The 16,809-nt window shown below is 70.8% G+C and carries 14 protein-coding genes; 6 read left to right on the forward strand and 8 right to left on the reverse strand.

What is annotated here, in order from left to right; translation table 11 throughout:
* The first annotated feature begins 14 nt into the window (after positions 1-14).
* Positions 15-179, forward strand: a complete 165-nt coding sequence (locus tag ABZ490_RS11445; RefSeq protein ID WP_099053949.1) for a hypothetical protein — start codon at positions 15-17, stop codon at positions 177-179.
* Positions 180-271: 92 nt separating this feature from the next.
* On the opposite strand, the gene dnaE is transcribed toward ABZ490_RS11445, so the two are convergent.
* Positions 272-3,811 carry a DNA polymerase III subunit alpha gene (gene dnaE, locus ABZ490_RS11450; RefSeq protein WP_358987874.1) on the reverse strand — a complete coding sequence of 1,180 codons (3,540 nt, stop codon included), beginning with the start codon at positions 3,809-3,811 and terminating at the stop codon, positions 272-274.
* A 179-nt stretch (positions 3,812-3,990) separates the two neighbouring features.
* Between dnaE and ABZ490_RS11455 the strand changes: the two genes are divergently transcribed.
* The 4 genes from ABZ490_RS11455 (at position 3,991) to ABZ490_RS11470 (ending at position 8,777) form a co-directional block, all read left to right on the forward strand.
* Positions 3,991-5,316 carry a DUF2252 domain-containing protein gene (locus ABZ490_RS11455; protein WP_358987877.1) on the forward strand — a complete coding sequence of 442 codons (1,326 nt, stop codon included), beginning with the start codon at positions 3,991-3,993 and terminating at the stop codon, positions 5,314-5,316.
* Between the two features lie 67 nt (positions 5,317-5,383).
* Complete coding sequence (locus ABZ490_RS11460) at positions 5,384-6,085, forward strand: hypothetical protein (RefSeq protein ID WP_358987880.1); 702 nt, start codon at positions 5,384-5,386, stop codon at positions 6,083-6,085.
* A gap of 97 nt (positions 6,086-6,182) precedes the next feature.
* A complete protein-coding gene (locus ABZ490_RS11465) occupies positions 6,183-6,995 on the forward strand; it encodes a thioredoxin domain-containing protein (RefSeq protein WP_358987883.1) in 813 nt (270 codons plus the stop codon).
* A 99-nt stretch (positions 6,996-7,094) separates the two neighbouring features.
* Positions 7,095-8,777 carry an alkaline phosphatase D family protein gene (locus tag ABZ490_RS11470; RefSeq protein WP_358987886.1) on the forward strand — a complete coding sequence of 561 codons (1,683 nt, stop codon included), beginning with the start codon at positions 7,095-7,097 and terminating at the stop codon, positions 8,775-8,777.
* Between the two features lie 16 nt (positions 8,778-8,793).
* On the opposite strand, the gene ABZ490_RS11475 is transcribed toward ABZ490_RS11470, so the two are convergent.
* A complete protein-coding gene (locus tag ABZ490_RS11475; protein WP_358987889.1) occupies positions 8,794-9,363 on the reverse strand; it encodes a dienelactone hydrolase family protein in 570 nt (189 codons plus the stop codon).
* 98 nt (positions 9,364-9,461) lie between these two features.
* Between ABZ490_RS11475 and ABZ490_RS11480 the strand changes: the two genes are divergently transcribed.
* Positions 9,462-10,553 (forward strand): mechanosensitive ion channel domain-containing protein, encoded by a 1,092-nt coding sequence (locus ABZ490_RS11480; protein ID WP_358987892.1) that lies wholly within the window; start codon positions 9,462-9,464, stop codon positions 10,551-10,553.
* 9 nt (positions 10,554-10,562) lie between these two features.
* Here the strand turns inward: ABZ490_RS11480 and ABZ490_RS11485 are convergent, their stop codons facing one another.
* From ABZ490_RS11485 to ABZ490_RS11510, 6 genes are all read right to left on the reverse strand, one after another.
* Positions 10,563-11,303, reverse strand: coding sequence for an SDR family oxidoreductase (locus tag ABZ490_RS11485; RefSeq protein WP_358987895.1), 741 nt, complete (start codon positions 11,301-11,303; stop codon positions 10,563-10,565).
* A gap of 98 nt (positions 11,304-11,401) precedes the next feature.
* On the reverse strand, positions 11,402-12,988 hold the full coding sequence (locus ABZ490_RS11490) for a Na+/H+ antiporter (protein WP_358987898.1): 1,587 nt from the start codon (positions 12,986-12,988) through the stop codon (positions 11,402-11,404).
* 72 nt (positions 12,989-13,060) lie between these two features.
* On the reverse strand, positions 13,061-13,534 hold the full coding sequence (locus ABZ490_RS11495; protein WP_358987901.1) for a GNAT family N-acetyltransferase: 474 nt from the start codon (positions 13,532-13,534) through the stop codon (positions 13,061-13,063).
* Positions 13,531-14,475, reverse strand: a complete 945-nt coding sequence (locus ABZ490_RS11500; protein ID WP_358987904.1) for an RluA family pseudouridine synthase — start codon at positions 14,473-14,475, stop codon at positions 13,531-13,533. Before ABZ490_RS11500 ends, ABZ490_RS11495 begins: the two co-directional genes overlap by 4 nt.
* Positions 14,476-14,551: 76 nt before the next feature.
* Positions 14,552-15,160: a signal peptidase II gene (gene lspA / locus ABZ490_RS11505; protein ID WP_358987907.1), complete on the reverse strand. Its 609-nt coding sequence runs from the start codon at positions 15,158-15,160 to the stop codon at positions 14,552-14,554.
* A gap of 67 nt (positions 15,161-15,227) precedes the next feature.
* Complete coding sequence (locus tag ABZ490_RS11510; protein ID WP_358987910.1) at positions 15,228-16,589, reverse strand: TraR/DksA C4-type zinc finger protein; 1,362 nt, start codon at positions 16,587-16,589, stop codon at positions 15,228-15,230.
* Between the last annotated feature and the right edge of the window lie 220 nt (positions 16,590-16,809).

Consider the following 16,809-nt stretch of genomic DNA (forward strand, 5'->3'; position numbering starts at 1 on the left):
GGAGGCAGATCCCCATGGCCAAGAACAAGAAGCAGGACCGTAAACAGCCGCAGTCCGAGCGTGGTCAGCAGCAGGCCCAGCAGTCCTCGATGCAGGAGCAGGCCGAACAGCGGATCTCCCAGGTGACCCCGGCCGACGTCGCCCGCAAGGGCCGGCAGAAGCGGTTCGGGCACAACTGACGTCCGCGCAGTGGGCTGTTGCAGCCCAGGCACACCGAGGGGCGCGTCCGGATCCGGACGCGCCCCTCGCGCTGGTCTCCCGGGTCCCGGCCTCAGCCCGCCAGGCAGGACGGGCCGAGCAGCACCTTCAGATCGCCGAACAGCGCCGGGTCGGGCTTGACCCGGTGCCGGTCCAGACGCAGGACGGTCGTCCGGGTCGGGCCCTGGAGCTTGATGCGGACCTCGCTGTCGCCCCGGTGGTGGGTGAGGATCTCGTTGAGGCGGCTGACCATCGGCGGGGTGACCCGGGTGGCCGGGATGGTGAGGATCACCGGCGCGTTGGTGCCCGCGTTGGACAGGTCGGGGACCTGGAGCTCCATCGCGACGAGCCGGGGCACGTCCTCGCGCTTGTCGAGCCGGCCCTTGACGAAGACCACCGCGTCCTCGACCAGTTGGGTCGACACCAGCTGGTAGGTCGCGGGGAAGAACATGCACTCGATGGAGCCCGCGAGGTCCTCCACGGTGGCGATGGCCCAGGCGTTGCCCTGCTTGGTCATCTTGCGCTGGAGGCCCGAGATGATGCCGCCGATGGTGACGACCGCGCCGTCCGCGTGCTCACCTCCGGTGAGCTGGGCGATGCCCGCGTCGGCCTTGTCGGAGAGCACGTGCTCCAGGCCGAACAGCGGGTGGTCGGAGACGTAGAGGCCGAGCATCTCCCGCTCCTGGGCGAGCAGATACGTCTTGTCCCACTCGTCCTCGGTGAACTGCACGTCGAGGCCGAAGCCGGGCTCGCTGTTGTCCTCCTCGCCCATGCCCCCGAAGAGGTCGAACTGGCCCTCGGCCTCCTTGCGCTTGACCGCGACCACATTGTCGATCATCGGTTCGAACTGGGCGGTGAGGCCCTTGCGGGTGTGCCCGAGCGTGTCGAACGCGCCCGCCTTGATCAGCGATTCCGTGGTGCGCTTGTTGCAGGCGACCGCCTCGACCTTGTCGAGGTAGTCGGGGAAGGAGGCGTACTTGCCCTTGGCCTTGCGGCTCCTGATGATCGACTCGACCACGTTGGTGCCGACGTTGCGGACGGCCTCGAGGCCGAAGAGGATCACGTCGTCGCCCTGGGCGGCGAAGTTGTGCACCGATTCGTTGACGTTCGGCGGCAGGACCTTGATGCCCATGCGCCGGCACTCGTTGAGGTAGACGGCCGACTTGTCCTTGTCGTCCTTGACGGAGGTGAGCAGCCCGGCCATGTACTCGGCGGGGTGGTTGGCCTTGAGATAGGCGGTCCAGTACGAGACCAGTCCGTACGCGGCGGAGTGCGCCTTGTTGAAGGCGTAGCCGGCGAACGGGACCAGCACGTCCCACAGGGCCTGGATGGCCTCGTCGCTGTAGCCGTTCTTCTGGGCGCCGGCCTGGAAGATGGTGAAGTTCTTGGCCAGTTCGTCGGGCTTCTTCTTGCCCATCACGCGGCGCAGGATGTCGGCCTCGCCCAGCGAGTACCCTGCGATGATCTGGGCGGCCTTCTGCACCTGCTCCTGGTAGACGATCAGGCCGTAGGTGACGGCCAGGACCTCTTCGAGGGGCTCCTCCAGCTCCTTGTGGATCGGGGTGATCTCCTGGAGCTTGTTCTTGCGCAGCGCGTAGTTGGTGTGCGAGTCCATGCCCATCGGGCCGGGACGGTAGAGCGCGGAGACGGCGGAGATGTCCTCGAAGTTGTCCGGCTTCATCAGGCGCAGCAGGGAGCGCATGGGGCCGCCGTCGAACTGGAAGACGCCGAGGGTGTCGCCGCGCTGGAGCAGTTCGAAGGTCGTCGGGTCGTCGAGCGGCAGGGCCAGCAGGTCGAGGTCGACGCCCTTGTTGGACTTCACCATCTTGACGGCGTCGTCCATGATCGTCAGGTTGCGCAGGCCGAGGAAGTCCATCTTCAGCAGGCCGAGCGACTCGCACTGCGGGTAGTCCCACTGGGTGATGGTCACGCCGTCCGTGTGCCGCACCCAGATGGGGGCGTGGTCGACGATGGGCTCGCTGGACATGATGACGCCGGCGGCGTGCACACCCATCTGCCGGACCAGGCCCTCGACGCCCTTGGCGGTGTCGATGACCTTCTTCACATCGGGTTCGTTCTCGTACATCGCGCGGATCTCGCCCGCCTCGCTGTAGCGCGGGTGCGAGGGGTCGGTGATGCCGTTGAGGTCGATGCCCTTGCCGAGGACGTCGGCGGGCATGGCCTTGGTGAGGCGGTCGCCCATGGCGTACGGGTAGCCCAGCACGCGCGCGGAGTCCTTGATCGCGTTCTTGGCCTTGATCTTGCCGTAGGTCCCGATCATGGCGACCTTGTCGGAGCCGTATTTCTCCGTCACGTACCGGATCACCTCGACGCGCCTGCGCTCGTCGAAGTCGATGTCGACGTCGGGCATCGAGATGCGCTCGGGGTTGAGGAACCGCTCGAAGATCAGGCCGTGCGGGATGGGGTCGAGGTCGGTGATGCCCATGGCGTACGCGACGATCGAGCCGGCCGCGGAGCCCCGGCCGGGGCCGACCGCGATGCCCTGCTTCTTGGCCCACATGATGAAGTCGGCGACGACGAGGAAGTAGCCGGGGAAGCCCATCGAGATGATGGTGTCCATCTCGTACTCGACCTGCTTCATGCGGTCGTCCGGGATGCCTCCGGGGAAGCGGCGGTGCATGCCGCGCATGGTCTCCTCGCGGAACCAGGTGACCTCGGTGTAGCCGTCGGGGATGTCGAACTTCGGCATGAGGTTCCTGGCCTCGAACATGCCGGCGGTGTCGATCTGCTCGGCCACCAGGAGGGTGTTGGCGCAGCCCTCCTGCCAGGCGTCCGAGGAGTCGATGGCGTACATCTCGTCCGTGGACTTCAGGTAGTAGCCGGTGCCGTCGAACTTGAAGCGGTCGGGGTCGGAGAGGTTCTTGCCGGTCTGGATGCACAGCAGCGCGTCGTGCGCGGTCGCCTCGTGCGCGTACGTGTAGTGCGAGTCGTTCGTCACCAGGGGCGGGATGCCGAGCTTCTTGCCGATCTCCAGGAGGCCGTCGCGGACCCGGTGCTCGATCTCGATGCCGTGGTCCATCAGCTCCAGGAAGTAGCGGTCCTTGCCGAAGATGTCCTGGTACTCGGAGGCCGCCTTCAGCGCCTCGTCGTACTGGCCGAGGCGCAGCCGGGTCTGGAGCTCGCCGGAGGGGCAGCCGGTGGAGGCGATGAGCCCCTCGGACCACTGGGCGATGGTCTCCTTGTCCATGCGCGGCCACTTCTGGAGCCAGCCCTCGGCGTAGGCGTCGGAGGAGAGGCGGAAGAGGTTGTGCAGGCCCGTCGCGTTCGCCGCCCAGATCGTCTTGTGGGTGTAACCGCCGGAACCGGAGACGTCGTCGCGCTTCTGGTGCGGCTGGCCCCACTGGATCTTGCGCTTGTTGCGCCGCGACTCGGGCGCGACGTACGCCTCGATCCCGATGATCGGGGTGACCCCGGACTTCTTCGCGGTGTGGAAGAAGTCGTACGCCCCGTGCAGGTTGCCGTGGTCGGACATGGCGATGTGCGTCATGCCCATCTCATTGCAGGCGTTGAACATGTCCTTCAGCCGCGCGGCACCGTCCAGCAGCGAGTACTGGGTGTGGACGTGCAGGTGCGTGAACGGCGGCTTCGACACGGCGTGGCCTCCAAGGGAAACACTCGACGACTGGCGGGCGGACAGTCCGGGGGTCAGCGTCGAAGTCTATGCCTCGCCACTGACACCCGGCGGGCACTCCCACGTACCGTCGGACGTTGCAAGGGGACGGACGATCCGTCCCGAGGTCACGCATCACCTGTCCCAGGAGGCACCCAGCGATGTCGGTTCCCCAGCTCAACGACGAGCAGCGCGGCGAGGAGATCCTCTCCGTCTTCGACACCGCCTTCGGCGAGCTCCTGGCCGCCGACCCGGCCGCGTTCCGGGTGAAGTTCCGCAAGATGGCGGCCTCCGCGTTCGCGTTCTACCGGGGCACGGCGGCGCTGTTCTACCACGACCTGGACGCAGAGAAGCAGGGCGGGCCGTTCCTGGACGACCGCACCTCGCGCGTGTGGATCCACGGCGATCTGCACGCGGAGAACTTCGGCACGTACATGGACTCCACCGGCCGGCTGATCTTCAACGTCAACGACTTCGACGAGGCCTACGTCGGCCCCTTCACCTGGGACCTCAAGCGCTTCTCCGCCTCGATCGCCCTCATCGGGTACGCGAAGGCGCTCGGCGACGAGCAGATCACCGAGCTGGTCGGGGTGTACGCGGGCGCGTACCGCGAACGGATGCGCGCGCTGGCCACCGGCGCCAAGAGCGACGAGGTACCGCCGTTCACCCTGGACACCGCCGAGGGCCCGCTGCTGGACGCCCTGCGCGACGCCCGCTCCCTGACCCGCTTCGGGCTGCTGGACTCCATGACGGAGATCCGTGACTTCGAGCGCCGTTTCGCGCCCGGCGGCGGCTCCATAGAGCTGGACGCGGCCACCCGCTACAAGGTCCTCGCGGCCTTCGACGGCTATCTGGAGACGCTGCCGGAGACCTCCCTGGCCCGCCCGGACTCCTACCGGGTGAAGGACGTCGTGGGCCGCCGCGGCATCGGCATCGGCTCCGCGGGCCTGCCGTCGTACAACATCCTCCTGGAGGGCCACAGCGACGCCCTGGAGAACGACGTCGTGATCTACATCAAGCAGGCCCAGACCCCGGCCGTCTCCCGGCACATCACCGACCCGGCGATCCGCGGCTACTTCCAGCACGAGGGCCACCGCACGGTGATCTCCCAGCGCGCCCTCCAGCAGCACGCGGACCCGTGGCTGGGCTGGACCGAGCTGGGCGGCGCGGGCCAGCTCGTCGCCGAGGTCTCGCCGTACGCCGTCGACCTGGACTGGGGCGACATCGACGACCCGGAGGAGATCGCGGGCGTCGTCGCCGACCTGGGCCGGGCCACCGCCACCATGCACGCGGCGGCGGACGACACCTCCGGCGAGTCCCTGGTGCCGTTCTCCACCGAGCGGGCCATCGACGCGGCCATCGCCGCCGACGAGGAGGGCTTCGCGCCGCTCCTGGTGGACTTCGCGCACAGCTACGGCGCCCGTGCCCGTGCCGACCACCAGATCTTCGTCGACCTGTTCCGCAACAGCAGGATCCCGGGCCTGTAACAGTCGGCGTTCTCACAGGGACCTTTTAGGGGTCTCTTACGGGAGCGCGTGACACACTTCCAGCGCAATGGACATATCCGGGACCCGACTCAGAGCCGTACGCGCGGCGCTGTTCACGGCGGTCGTCGTGACGCTCAGCACCGCGTCGCACGTCCTGCTGTCCCGGGCCCCGCTGCCGTTCAACACGGTGGCCGCCGTCGCGGCCGCCGTGTTCCTCCTCGCGTACGCCCTCGCGGGCCGCGAGTGCGGCTTCGGGCGGATCGCCGCCCTGCTGATCCCGCTGGAGCTGGCGGCCGACACGATCTTCACCACCGGCCAGCACGTCTGCTACGGCCGGGCCGGCGGCCCGGTCGCGGGCCCACTGGCCGCGGTCGGCTGGGACGTGCTGTGCGGCGACGGCAGCCGGGTCGGCACCCCGCTGGCCCGGGTCACCGGCGCCGACCCCGACCGGCTCGCCGGGCTGATGGCCCACTCCGACCCGGTCACCGCCTGGCTGCTGCTCGCCGCGCACCTCACCGTCGGCCTGATCGCGGCCGCCTGGCTGCGCCGGGGCGAGCGGGCGCTGGCCCAGCTGCTGCGGGCGGCCGGCGCGACCACCTTCCGGCCGCTGCTCCTCGCGGTCCGTGCCGTGACCGTACGACGCGCCCCAGCGGCCCGCCGCCTGCCGCGGCCCGCGCACCGTACGGCCGCCGCCCGGGACCTGATCCTCGTGCACTCCCTGGGCCGGCGCGGACCACCGCGCCCGGCCGCCCTCGCCCTCGCCGCCTGAGCGGCACGCCCCGGCGGCCTCCGGATCGCCGAGCACGAGCAGTCCCTCACACGTATCCCGCGCACGTCCGTGCGCGTCCCCGATGGAGAACACCGACATGAGCAAGCGAAACAGCGCGGCGGCGAAGACGGCGGCCCGGGAGCGGCTGCGCGCCGAGCGCGAGAAGCAGGCCAAGCGGGCCAAGGCCAAGCGGCAGATCATCGTCGCCGCCTCGGCGGTCGGCGTGCTGGCCGCGGCCGGCGGCATAGGCTACGCCGTCGTCCAGGCCAACCAGCCCAGCTACTGGGAGGAGGCCAAGACCGCCAAGCTGGTCGAGCCGGCCAACACCAGCGGCAAGAACGGCACGACGGTCGTCCTCGGCAAGGAGAGCGCCAAGAAGACCCTCGTGATGTACGAGGACCCGCGCTGCCCGATCTGCGCCCAGTTCGAGCAGACCGTCGGCTCGACGGTGAAGAAGGACTTCGACGACGGCAAGTTCAAGATCCAGTACGTCGGCGCCACCTTCCTCGACCGCAGCCTGACCGGTGAGGGCTCGAAGAACGCGCTGAGCGCCCTCGGTGCCGCGCTGAACGTCGGCCCCGAGGCGTTCCTCGAGTACAAGACCGCCCTGTACTCGGCGAAGTACCACCCCGACGAGACGGACGACAAGTTCAAGGACGACTCCTACCTGATCAAGGTCGCGGACACCGTCAAGGAGCTGAAGGGCAACACCGCGTTCCAGAACGCGGTGAAGAACGGCACCTACGACCGCTGGGCGCTGGAGATGTCGAAGACCTTCGACAAGAGCGGTGTCTCGGGCACCCCGACCCTGAAGATGGACGGCAAGACGCTGACAGCCGCCGGCAGCCAGAACGCGCCGATGACCGTCGCCGACTTCAACACGGCGATCGAGGCGGCCCTCAAGGGCTGACCCGGTCGAGTCCCCTCAGAACGAAACACAGCCGAAGAGCGGGCGAACATTTCACGTTCGCCCGCTCTTTCGTCGTACTGGTCAGTAATCTGATCGCCCGTGACCAGTCGACACAGATCACCCGAGAGCGCCGGCACTCCGTCAGAGCGCGCCAACTCGCTGTCCCCGCGCCGCCGTACGGTCGTCAAGGCCGCGGCGGCGACGGCTGTCCTGGCCGGACCGCTCGCCGCCGCGATACCGGCCCGCGCGGCCGCCGAGGCCCCGGCCTTCCTGCACGGTCTCGCCTCCGGCGACCCGCTGCCCGACGGCGTCCTCCTGTGGACGCGGGTGACGCCTTCCGCCGAGGCCATACCCGGCTCCGGGCTCGGCCCGGACACCGAGGTGAGCTGGGTCGTCGCCACCGACAAGGCGCTGACGAACGTCGTCGTGCGGGGCTCCCTGACCGCGACCGCCGCCTCCGACCACACGGTCAAGGCCGACATCCGCGGCCTGGCGCCCGCCACCGACTACTACTTCCGCTTCTCGGCCGGCGGCACGAACTCCCCGGTGGCGCGCACCCGCACCGCGCCGGCGGCGGACGCCTCCGTCGGCGGTCTGCGCTTCGGCGTGGTCTCCTGCGCCAACTGGGAGGCCGGCTACTTCTCCTCGTACCGCCATCTCGCCGCCCGCGGCGACCTGGACGCCTGGCTGCACCTCGGCGACTACATCTACGAGTACGGCACCGGCGAGTACGGCGCGCGCGGCACGGTCGTCCGGCAGACCTCGCCCACGCACGAGATCCTCACGCTCGCCGACTACCGGACGCGGCACGGCAAGTACAAGACGGACCCCGACCTCCAGGCCCTGCACGCGAAGGCGCCGGTCGTCGCGATCTGGGACGACCACGAGTTCGCCAACGACGCCTGGTCGGGCGGGGCGGAGAACCACACCGAGGGCACCGAGGGCACCTGGGCGGGCCGTCAGGCGGCCGCCAAGCAGGCCTACTTCGAGTGGATGCCGGTCCGTCCGGCGATCGCCGGCACCACCTACCGCCGGCTGCGTTTCGGCAAGCTGGCCGATCTGTCCCTGCTCGACCTGCGGTCCTTCCGCTCACAGCAGGTCAAGGTCGGCAACGGCTCGGTCGACGACCCGGACCGCACCCTCACCGGCCGCGCCCAGCTCGACTGGCTGAAGGCCGGTCTGAAGGCGTCCGACACCACCTGGCGGCTGGTCGGCAACTCGGTGATGATCTCGCCGTTCGCGATCGGCTCCCTCTCCGCCGATCTGTTCAAGCCGCTCGCCAAGCTGCTTGGTCTGCCCCAGGAGGGCCTGGCCCTCAACACCGACCAGTGGGACGGCTACACCGACGACCGCCGTGAGCTGCTGGCGCACCTGCGCGCCAACGCCATCGGCAACACGGTCTTCCTGACCGGTGACATCCACATGGCGTGGGCCAACGACGTGCCGGTGGACGCGGGGACCTATCCGCTGTCGGCCTCGGCCGCCACCGAGTTCGTGGTCACCTCGGTGACCTCCGACAACCTCGACGACATCGTCAAGGTCCCCGAGGGCACGCTGACGGCGATCGCCTCGCCGATCATCCGGGCCGCCAACCGGCACGTCCACTTCGTCGACACCGACCGCCACGGCTACGGCGTCCTGGACATCACCGCCGACCGCGCGCAGATGGACTACTACGTCCTGTCCGACCGCACCAGCGCCACCGCGACCTCCTCCTGGTCCCGTTCGTACCGCACGCGCAGCGGTACGCAGAAGGTGGAGCGCACGTACGACCCGGTGTGACAGCCGGCCACGCCGGCTACAGGGTCTCGAGGAAGCCGAGTGCCACCCGCCAGGTGGCCTCGGCGGCCTCCTCGTCCCAGTCCGGCAGGTCGGGGTCGGTGTACAGGTGCCCGGCGCCCGCGTACCGGTAGACCTCCACGTCGGCGCCCGCCCGGCCCATCTGGAGGTACCAGGCGCTCAGCCAGTCGTCGGGCTCGAACGGGTCCGGCTCGGCCACGTGCAGCTGGACCGGCAGCTCGTCCACCGAGGCGTTCGGCGCGAGGTCCGAGGTGCCGTGCAGGAGCAGCAGGCCGCGCGCCTTGTCGTCGCCGAGGGCGAGGGTCTGTGCGATCGCCGCGCCCAGCGAGAACCCGGCGTACGCGAGCCCTCGCTCCGAGTAGGGCGCGGCCGCCAGGACGGCTCTCTTCAGCAGCTCGTCCTTGCCGATCTCCTCCTGGTGGTCCCGGGCCTCCTCCACCGTCTCGAACGTGCGTCCCGCGAAGAGGTCCGGGGTCCACACCTCGTGCCCCGCGGCGCGCAGCCGGTCGGCCGCCGCGCGCACGGCCGGGCGCAGTCCGTAGATCGAGTGAAAGAGCATGATGTTCATGCGCCCATGGTGCCAGCCCGCACCGACAACGCCGTGTGTGCGTCTCTGCACGGAAGTCACATGTTCAAGCCCCCGCCCGCCCGGTTACTTTCGGGGGCATGGAGAACCTGATCCGCCCCGTGATCGTGGTCGGCGGCTCGGTCCTGCTGACCGTCCTCATCGGCTGGGCCACCGACCTACTGCTGCGCAAGGCCGACACCCGGCACAGTGAGACACCGCTGTGGGGTCTGCTGCGGCGCGGCCGCATCCCCTACCAGCTGGTGCTCTGCGCGGCCCTGCTGAGAGGCTCGTACGACCAGGCGAAGCTGCTGGAGGACCATCGCACCGGCATCGGCCGGGCGCTCACCCTGGTGCTGATCGGCTCGGTGGCCTGGCTGGTGATCCGGATCGCGGCGGCGGTCGTGGAGACGTCGTACTCCCGCTACGCGCGCGTGCACCGCGATCCGGCGCGGGTGCGGCGGGTGCGGACCCAGGTGTCGCTGATCATGCGGGTGGTGTCGGCCGTCGTCGGGGTGATGGCGGTGGCGTCGATGCTGCTGACGTTCCCGGCGATGCGGGCGGCGGGCGCCTCGCTGCTGGCCTCGGCCGGCGTCCTCGGCATCGTCGCCGGTGTGGCCGCCCAGTCGACGCTGAGCAATATGTTCGCGGGGCTCCAGATCGCCTTCGGCGACATGGTGCGCATCGGCGACACGGTGGTGGTGGACGGCGAGTGGGGCACCGTCGAGGAGATCACGCTGACCTTCCTGACGGTGCGGACCTGGGACGAGCGCCGGATCACCATGCCCGTGTCGTACTTCACCTCCAAGCCGTTCGAGAACTGGTCGCGCGGGACGCCGCAGATGACCGGCATCGTCTACTTCCACGTCGACCACACGGCACCGGTGGACGTGATGCGCGAGAAGCTGCGGGACATCCTGCGCGAGTGCCCGGCCTGGGACGGCCGCGCCTGTGGGCTGGACGTCACGGACACCACCCCGAACACCATGCAGGTGCGGGCCCTGGTCACCGCGAAGGACGCCGACGACATCTGGAAGGTGCGGGTCACGGTCCGCGAGCAGATGGTCCGCTGGCTGGCCAAGGAGCACCCGTACGCGCTGCCGCGCGTCAACACGGCGGACGCGACGCCGCCGCCGGCCCGGATCCCCGGCCAGTCCGCCTCCTCGGACGGGGCGGCGGCGCACCACCCGTGACGCGGGGGCTCAGTTGCCGCGTTCGGCGCCGCCGTTGACCTGGACGACCTGCGAGGTGATGTGCGCGGCGCCGGGCGAGGCCAGCCAGTGCAGGGTGGCGGCGACGTCGCCGGGCGTCCCCGCCCGCCCGTCGAAGGTCTCGCCGACCAGCCGTTCGCGCCGGGCGGGGTCGATGGCCTCGCCGAAGAACCCGGTGTCCTCGATGTAGCCGGGCGCGACGGTGTTGGCGGTGATCCCGCGCGGGCCCAGCTCCCGGGCGAGATCGCGGGCGTACGGGTGCAGCGCGGCCTTGGCACCGGCGTACGCCCCGTTCCCGGACCCGCGGTAGGCGGCGATGGAGCTGACGAACAGCACCCGTCCGCCTGGGGAGGCCAGCCGGTCCTTCAGTGCCTCGGTGAGGAGGGCGGCGGTGAGCGTGTTGATCCGGAAGTTCACGGTCCACCGGTGGGCGACCCGGTCGAGCGGATCCGCGCTGTCGCTCGGCGGCTCCAGATGTCCGGCCCCGCCCGCGCTGTGGACCAGCACATCGACGGTCCCGAACTCCTCCGCGACGAGCCGGGCGACCCCTCTGACCTCCTCCACCCGGCTCAGATCGGCGGCACGGACCAACGCCCCGTCGACCCCGGCCTTCTCCAGCACCTCCAGCCGCCGCCCGAGCAACAGCACCCGGTCCCCGTCGGCCGCGAAGACCCGAGCCGCGGCCAGCCCGATTCCCGTACCACCGCCACTGATCACCACGTTGCGTGCCATGATCCGAAGGGTAGTCAGGGAAACCCGCCGACGGCGGGCAACCACCGAAGGTCGGGTCGCCTCTCAGCCGACCGAACAGGCGATGCGCGGGTGGGAGATCATCGAAGGCTGCGCACGTCCAGCTGGCGCAGCACCCGGTCCACCACCTCCGGATCCGCCCCCACCTCACTGCGCGCCGCCAGCACCTCGTGCCGCGCCGCGCTGAGCAGCTCCCCCTGGATCCGCCGCACCCGCTTCAGCCTCCGCACCCGCGCGTCATGCCCCTCCCGCCGCTCCTCCTCCCCCATCTCGGGACTGATCCGCACCCCGATCTCGAACGCCCGCCGCAGCATCTGCTCGCTCAGCTCCTCCGGCAGCTCCTCCACCTCCTCGATCTCCCGCAGCCTGCGCTTCGCCGCCTTCGCCGCCCGCACCGCCAGCTCCCGCTCGAACGCCTTCTCCCGCTCGGTGTCGGCCCGCACCCCGAGCCGTTTCACCAGCCACGGCAGGGTGAGCCCCTGGAGCACCAGCGTCGCCATGATCACCCCGAACGCGACGAAGACGATCTCGTCCCGGTCGGGGAACGCGTCCCCCGCCTCCGTCTCCAGCGGAATCGCCAGCGCCAGCGCGACCGACGCCACCCCCCGCATCCCGGACCACCACATGATCACGGTCTCCCGCCAGCTGAGCGGGATGTCCTCGTCGTAGTCCCGCCGCGCGTGCAGCCGTTTGGTCAGCCAGGTCGCCGGCAGCAGCCATGCCAGCCGTACGACGATCACCACGGCCGCGACGATCCCGGCCCAGCCGAGCATCTCGCCCCAGCGCCCGGACGCCGTACGGATCGCGTTGTGCAGTTCGAGCCCGATCAGCCCGAACGCCACCCCGGTCACCAGCGTGTCGACGATGTCCCAGAAGGCGTGCCCGGCGAGCCGGGTCAGCACGTCGTCGGGGTCGGTGGCGTACTCCGCGAGGAACAGCGCGCAGGTGAGCACGGCGAGCACACCGGAGCCGTGCAGCTCCTCGGCCAGCACGTAGGCGGCGTACGGCACGAGGAGGGTGAGCCCGATCTGGAGGGTCGCGTCGCCGAGCAGGTCGAGCAGCCGGTTGGCGCCCCAGCCGAGCCCGACGCCCACGGCGACCGCGACCACGGCGGACAGCACCAGCTCCAGGGCCGCCTCCCCGGGCACGAACTCCCCGCTGACGGCGGCGGCGATCGCCACGTGGTACAGGACGATGGCGGTGACGTCGTTGAACAGTCCCTCCCCCTCCAGGATGGAGACGAGCCGGCGCGGCAGCCCGAGCTGCCCGGCGACTGCGGTCGCGGCCACCGGGTCGGGCGGCGCGACCAGGGCACCCAGCGCGACCGCGGCGGCGACCGGCAGCCCGGGGATCACCGAGTGGGCGACGGCGGCCACACAGACCGTGGTGACGAACACCAGCGCCACGGCGAGCAGGAAGATGGGCCGTTTGTTGGCGGCGAACTGCCGCCAGGAGGTGCGCCGTACGGCCGCGTAGAGCAGCGGCGGCAGCACCAGGGGCAGGATCAGGTCCGGCGGGACGTCGACGTTGGGCACGAAGTCCGCGACCGCGAGGACGATCCCGAGCAGGGTCATCAGCACCGGCGAGGGCAGCCCGAACCGGTCCCCGACCGGGACGCTCACCACGGCCCCGAGCAACAGCACGAACAGCAGGGCCAACTGATCCACGGGCGGCGCTCCGGACGGCTAGACGATCAGGGCATCCAGACAGACGCCCAGCCTCGCACGCGCCACCGGTCGCTAGAGAGAACGCCGCATGGACCGGTGCGGAATGCCCGCCTCCAGCTCCTCGGGGCCGTACGCCGTGTATCCCAGCCGTTCGTAGAAGCCGAGGGCCCGGGTCTGTGCGTGCAGGTCGACGGCCGCCAGCCCCCGCGCGCGTGCCGCCTCCTCGACGGCCCGCACCAGCGCGACCCCGACCCCGAGCCTGCGCGCCTCCCGGGCCACCGCCAGCCGCCCCAGCGACCCGACCGCGGGGTCGCCGCCGGTGCGCTCCGCGGCCGCCGCGCCGAACAGCAGCCGCCCCGTCCCGAGCGGGGTGCCGTCCGCGCGGACCGCCAAGACGTGCACCGCGCCGGCGTCGTGCTCGTCGTACTCCAGGTCCTCCGGGACGCCCTGCTCGCGGACGAAGACCTCCTTGCGCACCGCGAAGCACGCCTCCAGGTCGGCGGGGTCCCCGGCGACGCGCACCGTGTACGCGGGCGTGCCGCTCATCCCCAGGTCTCCTCGCGGACCTGCTCCAGGGCCTTCTGGAGGTCGGCCGGGTAGTCGCTGGCGAACTCCGCCCACTGCCCGTCGCCGGGGTGTTCGAAGCCCAGCCGCACGGCGTGCAGCCACTGGCGGGTCAGCCGCAGCCGCTTGGCGAGCGTCGGGTCAGCGCCGTAGGTCAGGTCGCCGACGCAGGGGTGGCGGTGGGCGGACATGTGGACGCGGATCTGGTGCGTGCGGCCGGTCTCCAGCTTCACGTCCAGCAGGGAGGCCGCGCGGAAGGCCTCGATCAGGTCGTAGTGCGTGACGGAGGGCTTGCCCTCGGCGGTGACCGCCCACTTGTAGTCGTGGTTCGGGTGCCGGCCGATGGGCGCGTCGATGGTGCCGCTGGTCGGGTCCGGGTGGCCCTGGACCAGCGTGTGGTAGCGCTTGTCGACCGTGCGCTCCTTGAACTGGCGCTTGAGCGAGGTGTACGCCCGCTCCGACTTGGCGACCACCATCAGGCCGGACGTGCCCACGTCGAGGCGGTGCACGATGCCCTGGCGCTCGGCGGCGCCGGAGGTGGAGATCCGGTAGCCGGCGGCGGCCAGCCCGCCGATGACGGTGGGGCCGCTCCAGCCGGGCGAGGGGTGCGCGGCCACGCCCACCGGCTTGACGATCACCACGACGTCGTCGTCGTCGTGCACGATCTCCATGCCCTCGACGGGCTCGGCGACGATCTGCACCGGCGCGGGCGCCTGGGGCATCTCGACCTCCAGCCAGGCCCCGCCGTGCACCCGCTCGGACTTGCCGACGACCGAGCCGTCGACCGAGACCTTCCCCGCCGCGGCGAGTTCCGCGGCCTTCGTGCGGGAGAAGCCGAACATGCGGGAGATGGCGGCGTCGACGCGCTCGCCCTCCAGGCCGTCCGGCACGGGCAGGGTACGGATCTCGGGAATCGTGCTCACCCGTCGAGTATGCCGGACGGCTCCGACCGCCCCGTACGGGCCTGTGGACAACCTCGACCGTGCCCCCGGGGCAGGGTCAGTCCTTGTGGACGGTCCCGTCCGGGTCCAGCCCCTTGAAGGACAGCAGCACGATCAGGATGCCGCCGCACACGATCGCCGAGTCGGCGAGGTTGAAGACCGCGAAGTGCTTCGGCGCGATGAAGTCGACGACCGCGCCCTCGAAGACACCCGGCGAGCGGAAGATCCGGTCGGTGAGGTTGCCCAGCGCGCCGCCCAGCAGCAGGCCCAGCGCGATCGCCCAGGGCAGGCTGTAGAGCTTGCGGGCGAGCCGCGCGATGACCACGATCACCGCCGTCGCGATGACGGTGAAGATGATCGTGAAGGCCTCGCCGAAACCGAAGGCCGCGCCCGCGTTGCGGATGGCCTCGAACCTCAGCCAGTCCCCGACGATCTCGATCGGCGCGTGGTGCTCCAGCTTGGCGACCACGATCATCTTGCTGACCAGGTCGATGGCGTACGCGAACCCGGCGACGGCGAAGAGCACGGCGATGCGGCGCTTGCCCCTGGGCCGCGCCTCGGTGCTCTCCTGCCCGTCCGGGAGGTCCGGGCCGGACGACTGCTCCGGCTCGGCTCCCGCCGCCTCTGGGATGTCCGGCGTACCGATGATGCGCTCCGCCTCTGCCACGTGAGTCCCTCAACCTAGGTACCTGACTGAGGACGAGGGTACGACACGCCCCCGCACCGGCACGCGATCAGTACCGGCGCTCTTGTTTCTGCTTGCACTCGACGCACAGCGTGGCCCGGGGGAAGGCCTGCATCCGGGCCTTGCCGATGGCCTTGCCGCAGTTCTCGCACAGACCGTACGTACCGGCGTCCAGCCGCTCCAGGGCGTGCTCGGTCTGGATGAGCATCTCGCGCGCGTTGGCGGCCAGCGCCAGTTCGTGCTCGCGCGTGATGTTCTTCGTCCCGGTGTCCGCCTGGTCGTCGCCCGCGCCGTCCCCGGAGTCCCGCATCAGCCCCACCAGGGCCGTCTCGGAGGAGGCCAGCTCGGCCCGCAGCCGCTCCTTCTCGGACTGGAGCTCGGTCCGGGCCTCCTCGACCTCCTCGGGGGTCCAGGGATCCTCCCCGGGTCGTACGGCGAGCTCGCCGGGTTCCACCGCGGTGAACCGCGCCTTGGGAACGGCGGTCTTCGCCGCCGTGGCCGTGCCAGGAGTCTTCTTCGCAACCACCGTCGTGGCTCCCGTCTGCTCCGCGGCCGTGGCCGCGCCCACCTTCTTGGCCGTGCTCTTCTTTCCCGCACCCGCCGCCGCCACGCCCTCGGCGCGCGCAGCCTTGCCACCGGCGACCGCCTTCCTGCCGCCCGCCTTCTTCCCGGCAGCCTTCTTCCCGGCAGCCGCGGAACCTCCGGCCTTCTTGGCCGCCACCTTCTCGGCACCCGCAGAAGCCCCGGTCTTCTTGCCTGCCACCGCCTTCCCGGCAGCCACATCAGGGACGACCCCCTTCCCACCGACCACCTCAGAAGCCGCCGCCTTCCCACCGGTCGCCTCAGAAGCTGCAGCCTTCCCGCCGGCCACCGCAGCCTTCCCACCGGCCGCCCCGGAAACGCCCGCCTTCTCGGCAGCCGCCGCCTTCTTCCCGGACACCTCAGAACCAGCCGCCTTCCCAGCCCCCGCCTCGGAAACCACCGCCTTCCCACCGGCCGCCCCCGAAACGCCCGCCCTCTCGGCAGCCGCCCCGGAAACGCCCGCCCTCTCGGCAGCCGCCGCCTTCTTCCCGGACGTCTCGGACGCCTTCGCCTTCCCGCCGGACGGCTCGGCAGCCTTCGTCTTCCCGCCGGCGACCCCGGAGGCCGTCTTCTTGGTGGCCGCCCGGGGAGCCGTCGTCCGGTCGGGGGCGGCCTTCTTCGCCGTCCCCGCGGTACCGGCCTCCCGCGCGGCGGCGGCAGGCTCACCCCGGGGCGACTTCTCCCCGGTGGTCCTCCTGGCAGGGCTCCTGCGCCCTGCCCGTTTCCCGGCAGCGCCCTTCACGGCGGACACCGACCGTGCGGCCCTCGCCTGCGCCGCCGACGTGTCGGCAGTCACCTTCGGCTGCTCGGCAGTGGTCTTCTTCGCCACCATGGCCGCGGCCCCTTCACATATGGTGATCTTGCGCGCGAATCGTGCTGGGACGATAAATCGACTTGAGAGCCGCGGCAACGGGGCACACCGCCGAAATCGCCCGCCTCGCGCACGCCACGCGGTCGGCCTGCCTGCGTTGTGCCCAGCTCCCCGACGGGTAATCCGCCCGGCCGACCGCCCCGGAACGCGAACCCGCGTACCCCTCCGTGGGGCCACC

The organism is Streptomyces sp. NPDC005811 (assembly GCF_040630405.1).
In the GTDB taxonomy this organism is placed as follows: domain Bacteria; phylum Actinomycetota; class Actinomycetes; order Streptomycetales; family Streptomycetaceae; genus Streptomyces.

Bases quoted from the DNA above. Each gene is read 5' to 3' on its own strand.
- ABZ490_RS11495 (WP_358987901.1), bottom strand. From the start codon at position 13,534: ATGAGCGGCACGCCCGCGTACACGGTGCGCGTCGCCGGGGACCCCGCC.
- ABZ490_RS11480 (WP_358987892.1), top strand. From the start codon at position 9,462: ATGGAGAACCTGATCCGCCCCGTGATCGTGGTCGGCGGCTCGGTCCTG.
- ABZ490_RS11485 (WP_358987895.1), bottom strand. From the start codon at position 11,303: ATGGCACGCAACGTGGTGATCAGTGGCGGTGGTACGGGAATCGGGCTG.
- ABZ490_RS11475 (WP_358987889.1), bottom strand. From the start codon at position 9,363: ATGAACATCATGCTCTTTCACTCGATCTACGGACTGCGCCCGGCCGTG.
- ABZ490_RS11465 (WP_358987883.1), top strand. From the start codon at position 6,183: ATGAGCAAGCGAAACAGCGCGGCGGCGAAGACGGCGGCCCGGGAGCGG.
- ABZ490_RS11455 (WP_358987877.1), top strand. From the start codon at position 3,991: ATGTCGGTTCCCCAGCTCAACGACGAGCAGCGCGGCGAGGAGATCCTC.
- ABZ490_RS11460 (WP_358987880.1), top strand. From the start codon at position 5,384: ATGGACATATCCGGGACCCGACTCAGAGCCGTACGCGCGGCGCTGTTC.
- ABZ490_RS11445 (WP_099053949.1), top strand. From the start codon at position 15: ATGGCCAAGAACAAGAAGCAGGACCGTAAACAGCCGCAGTCCGAGCGT.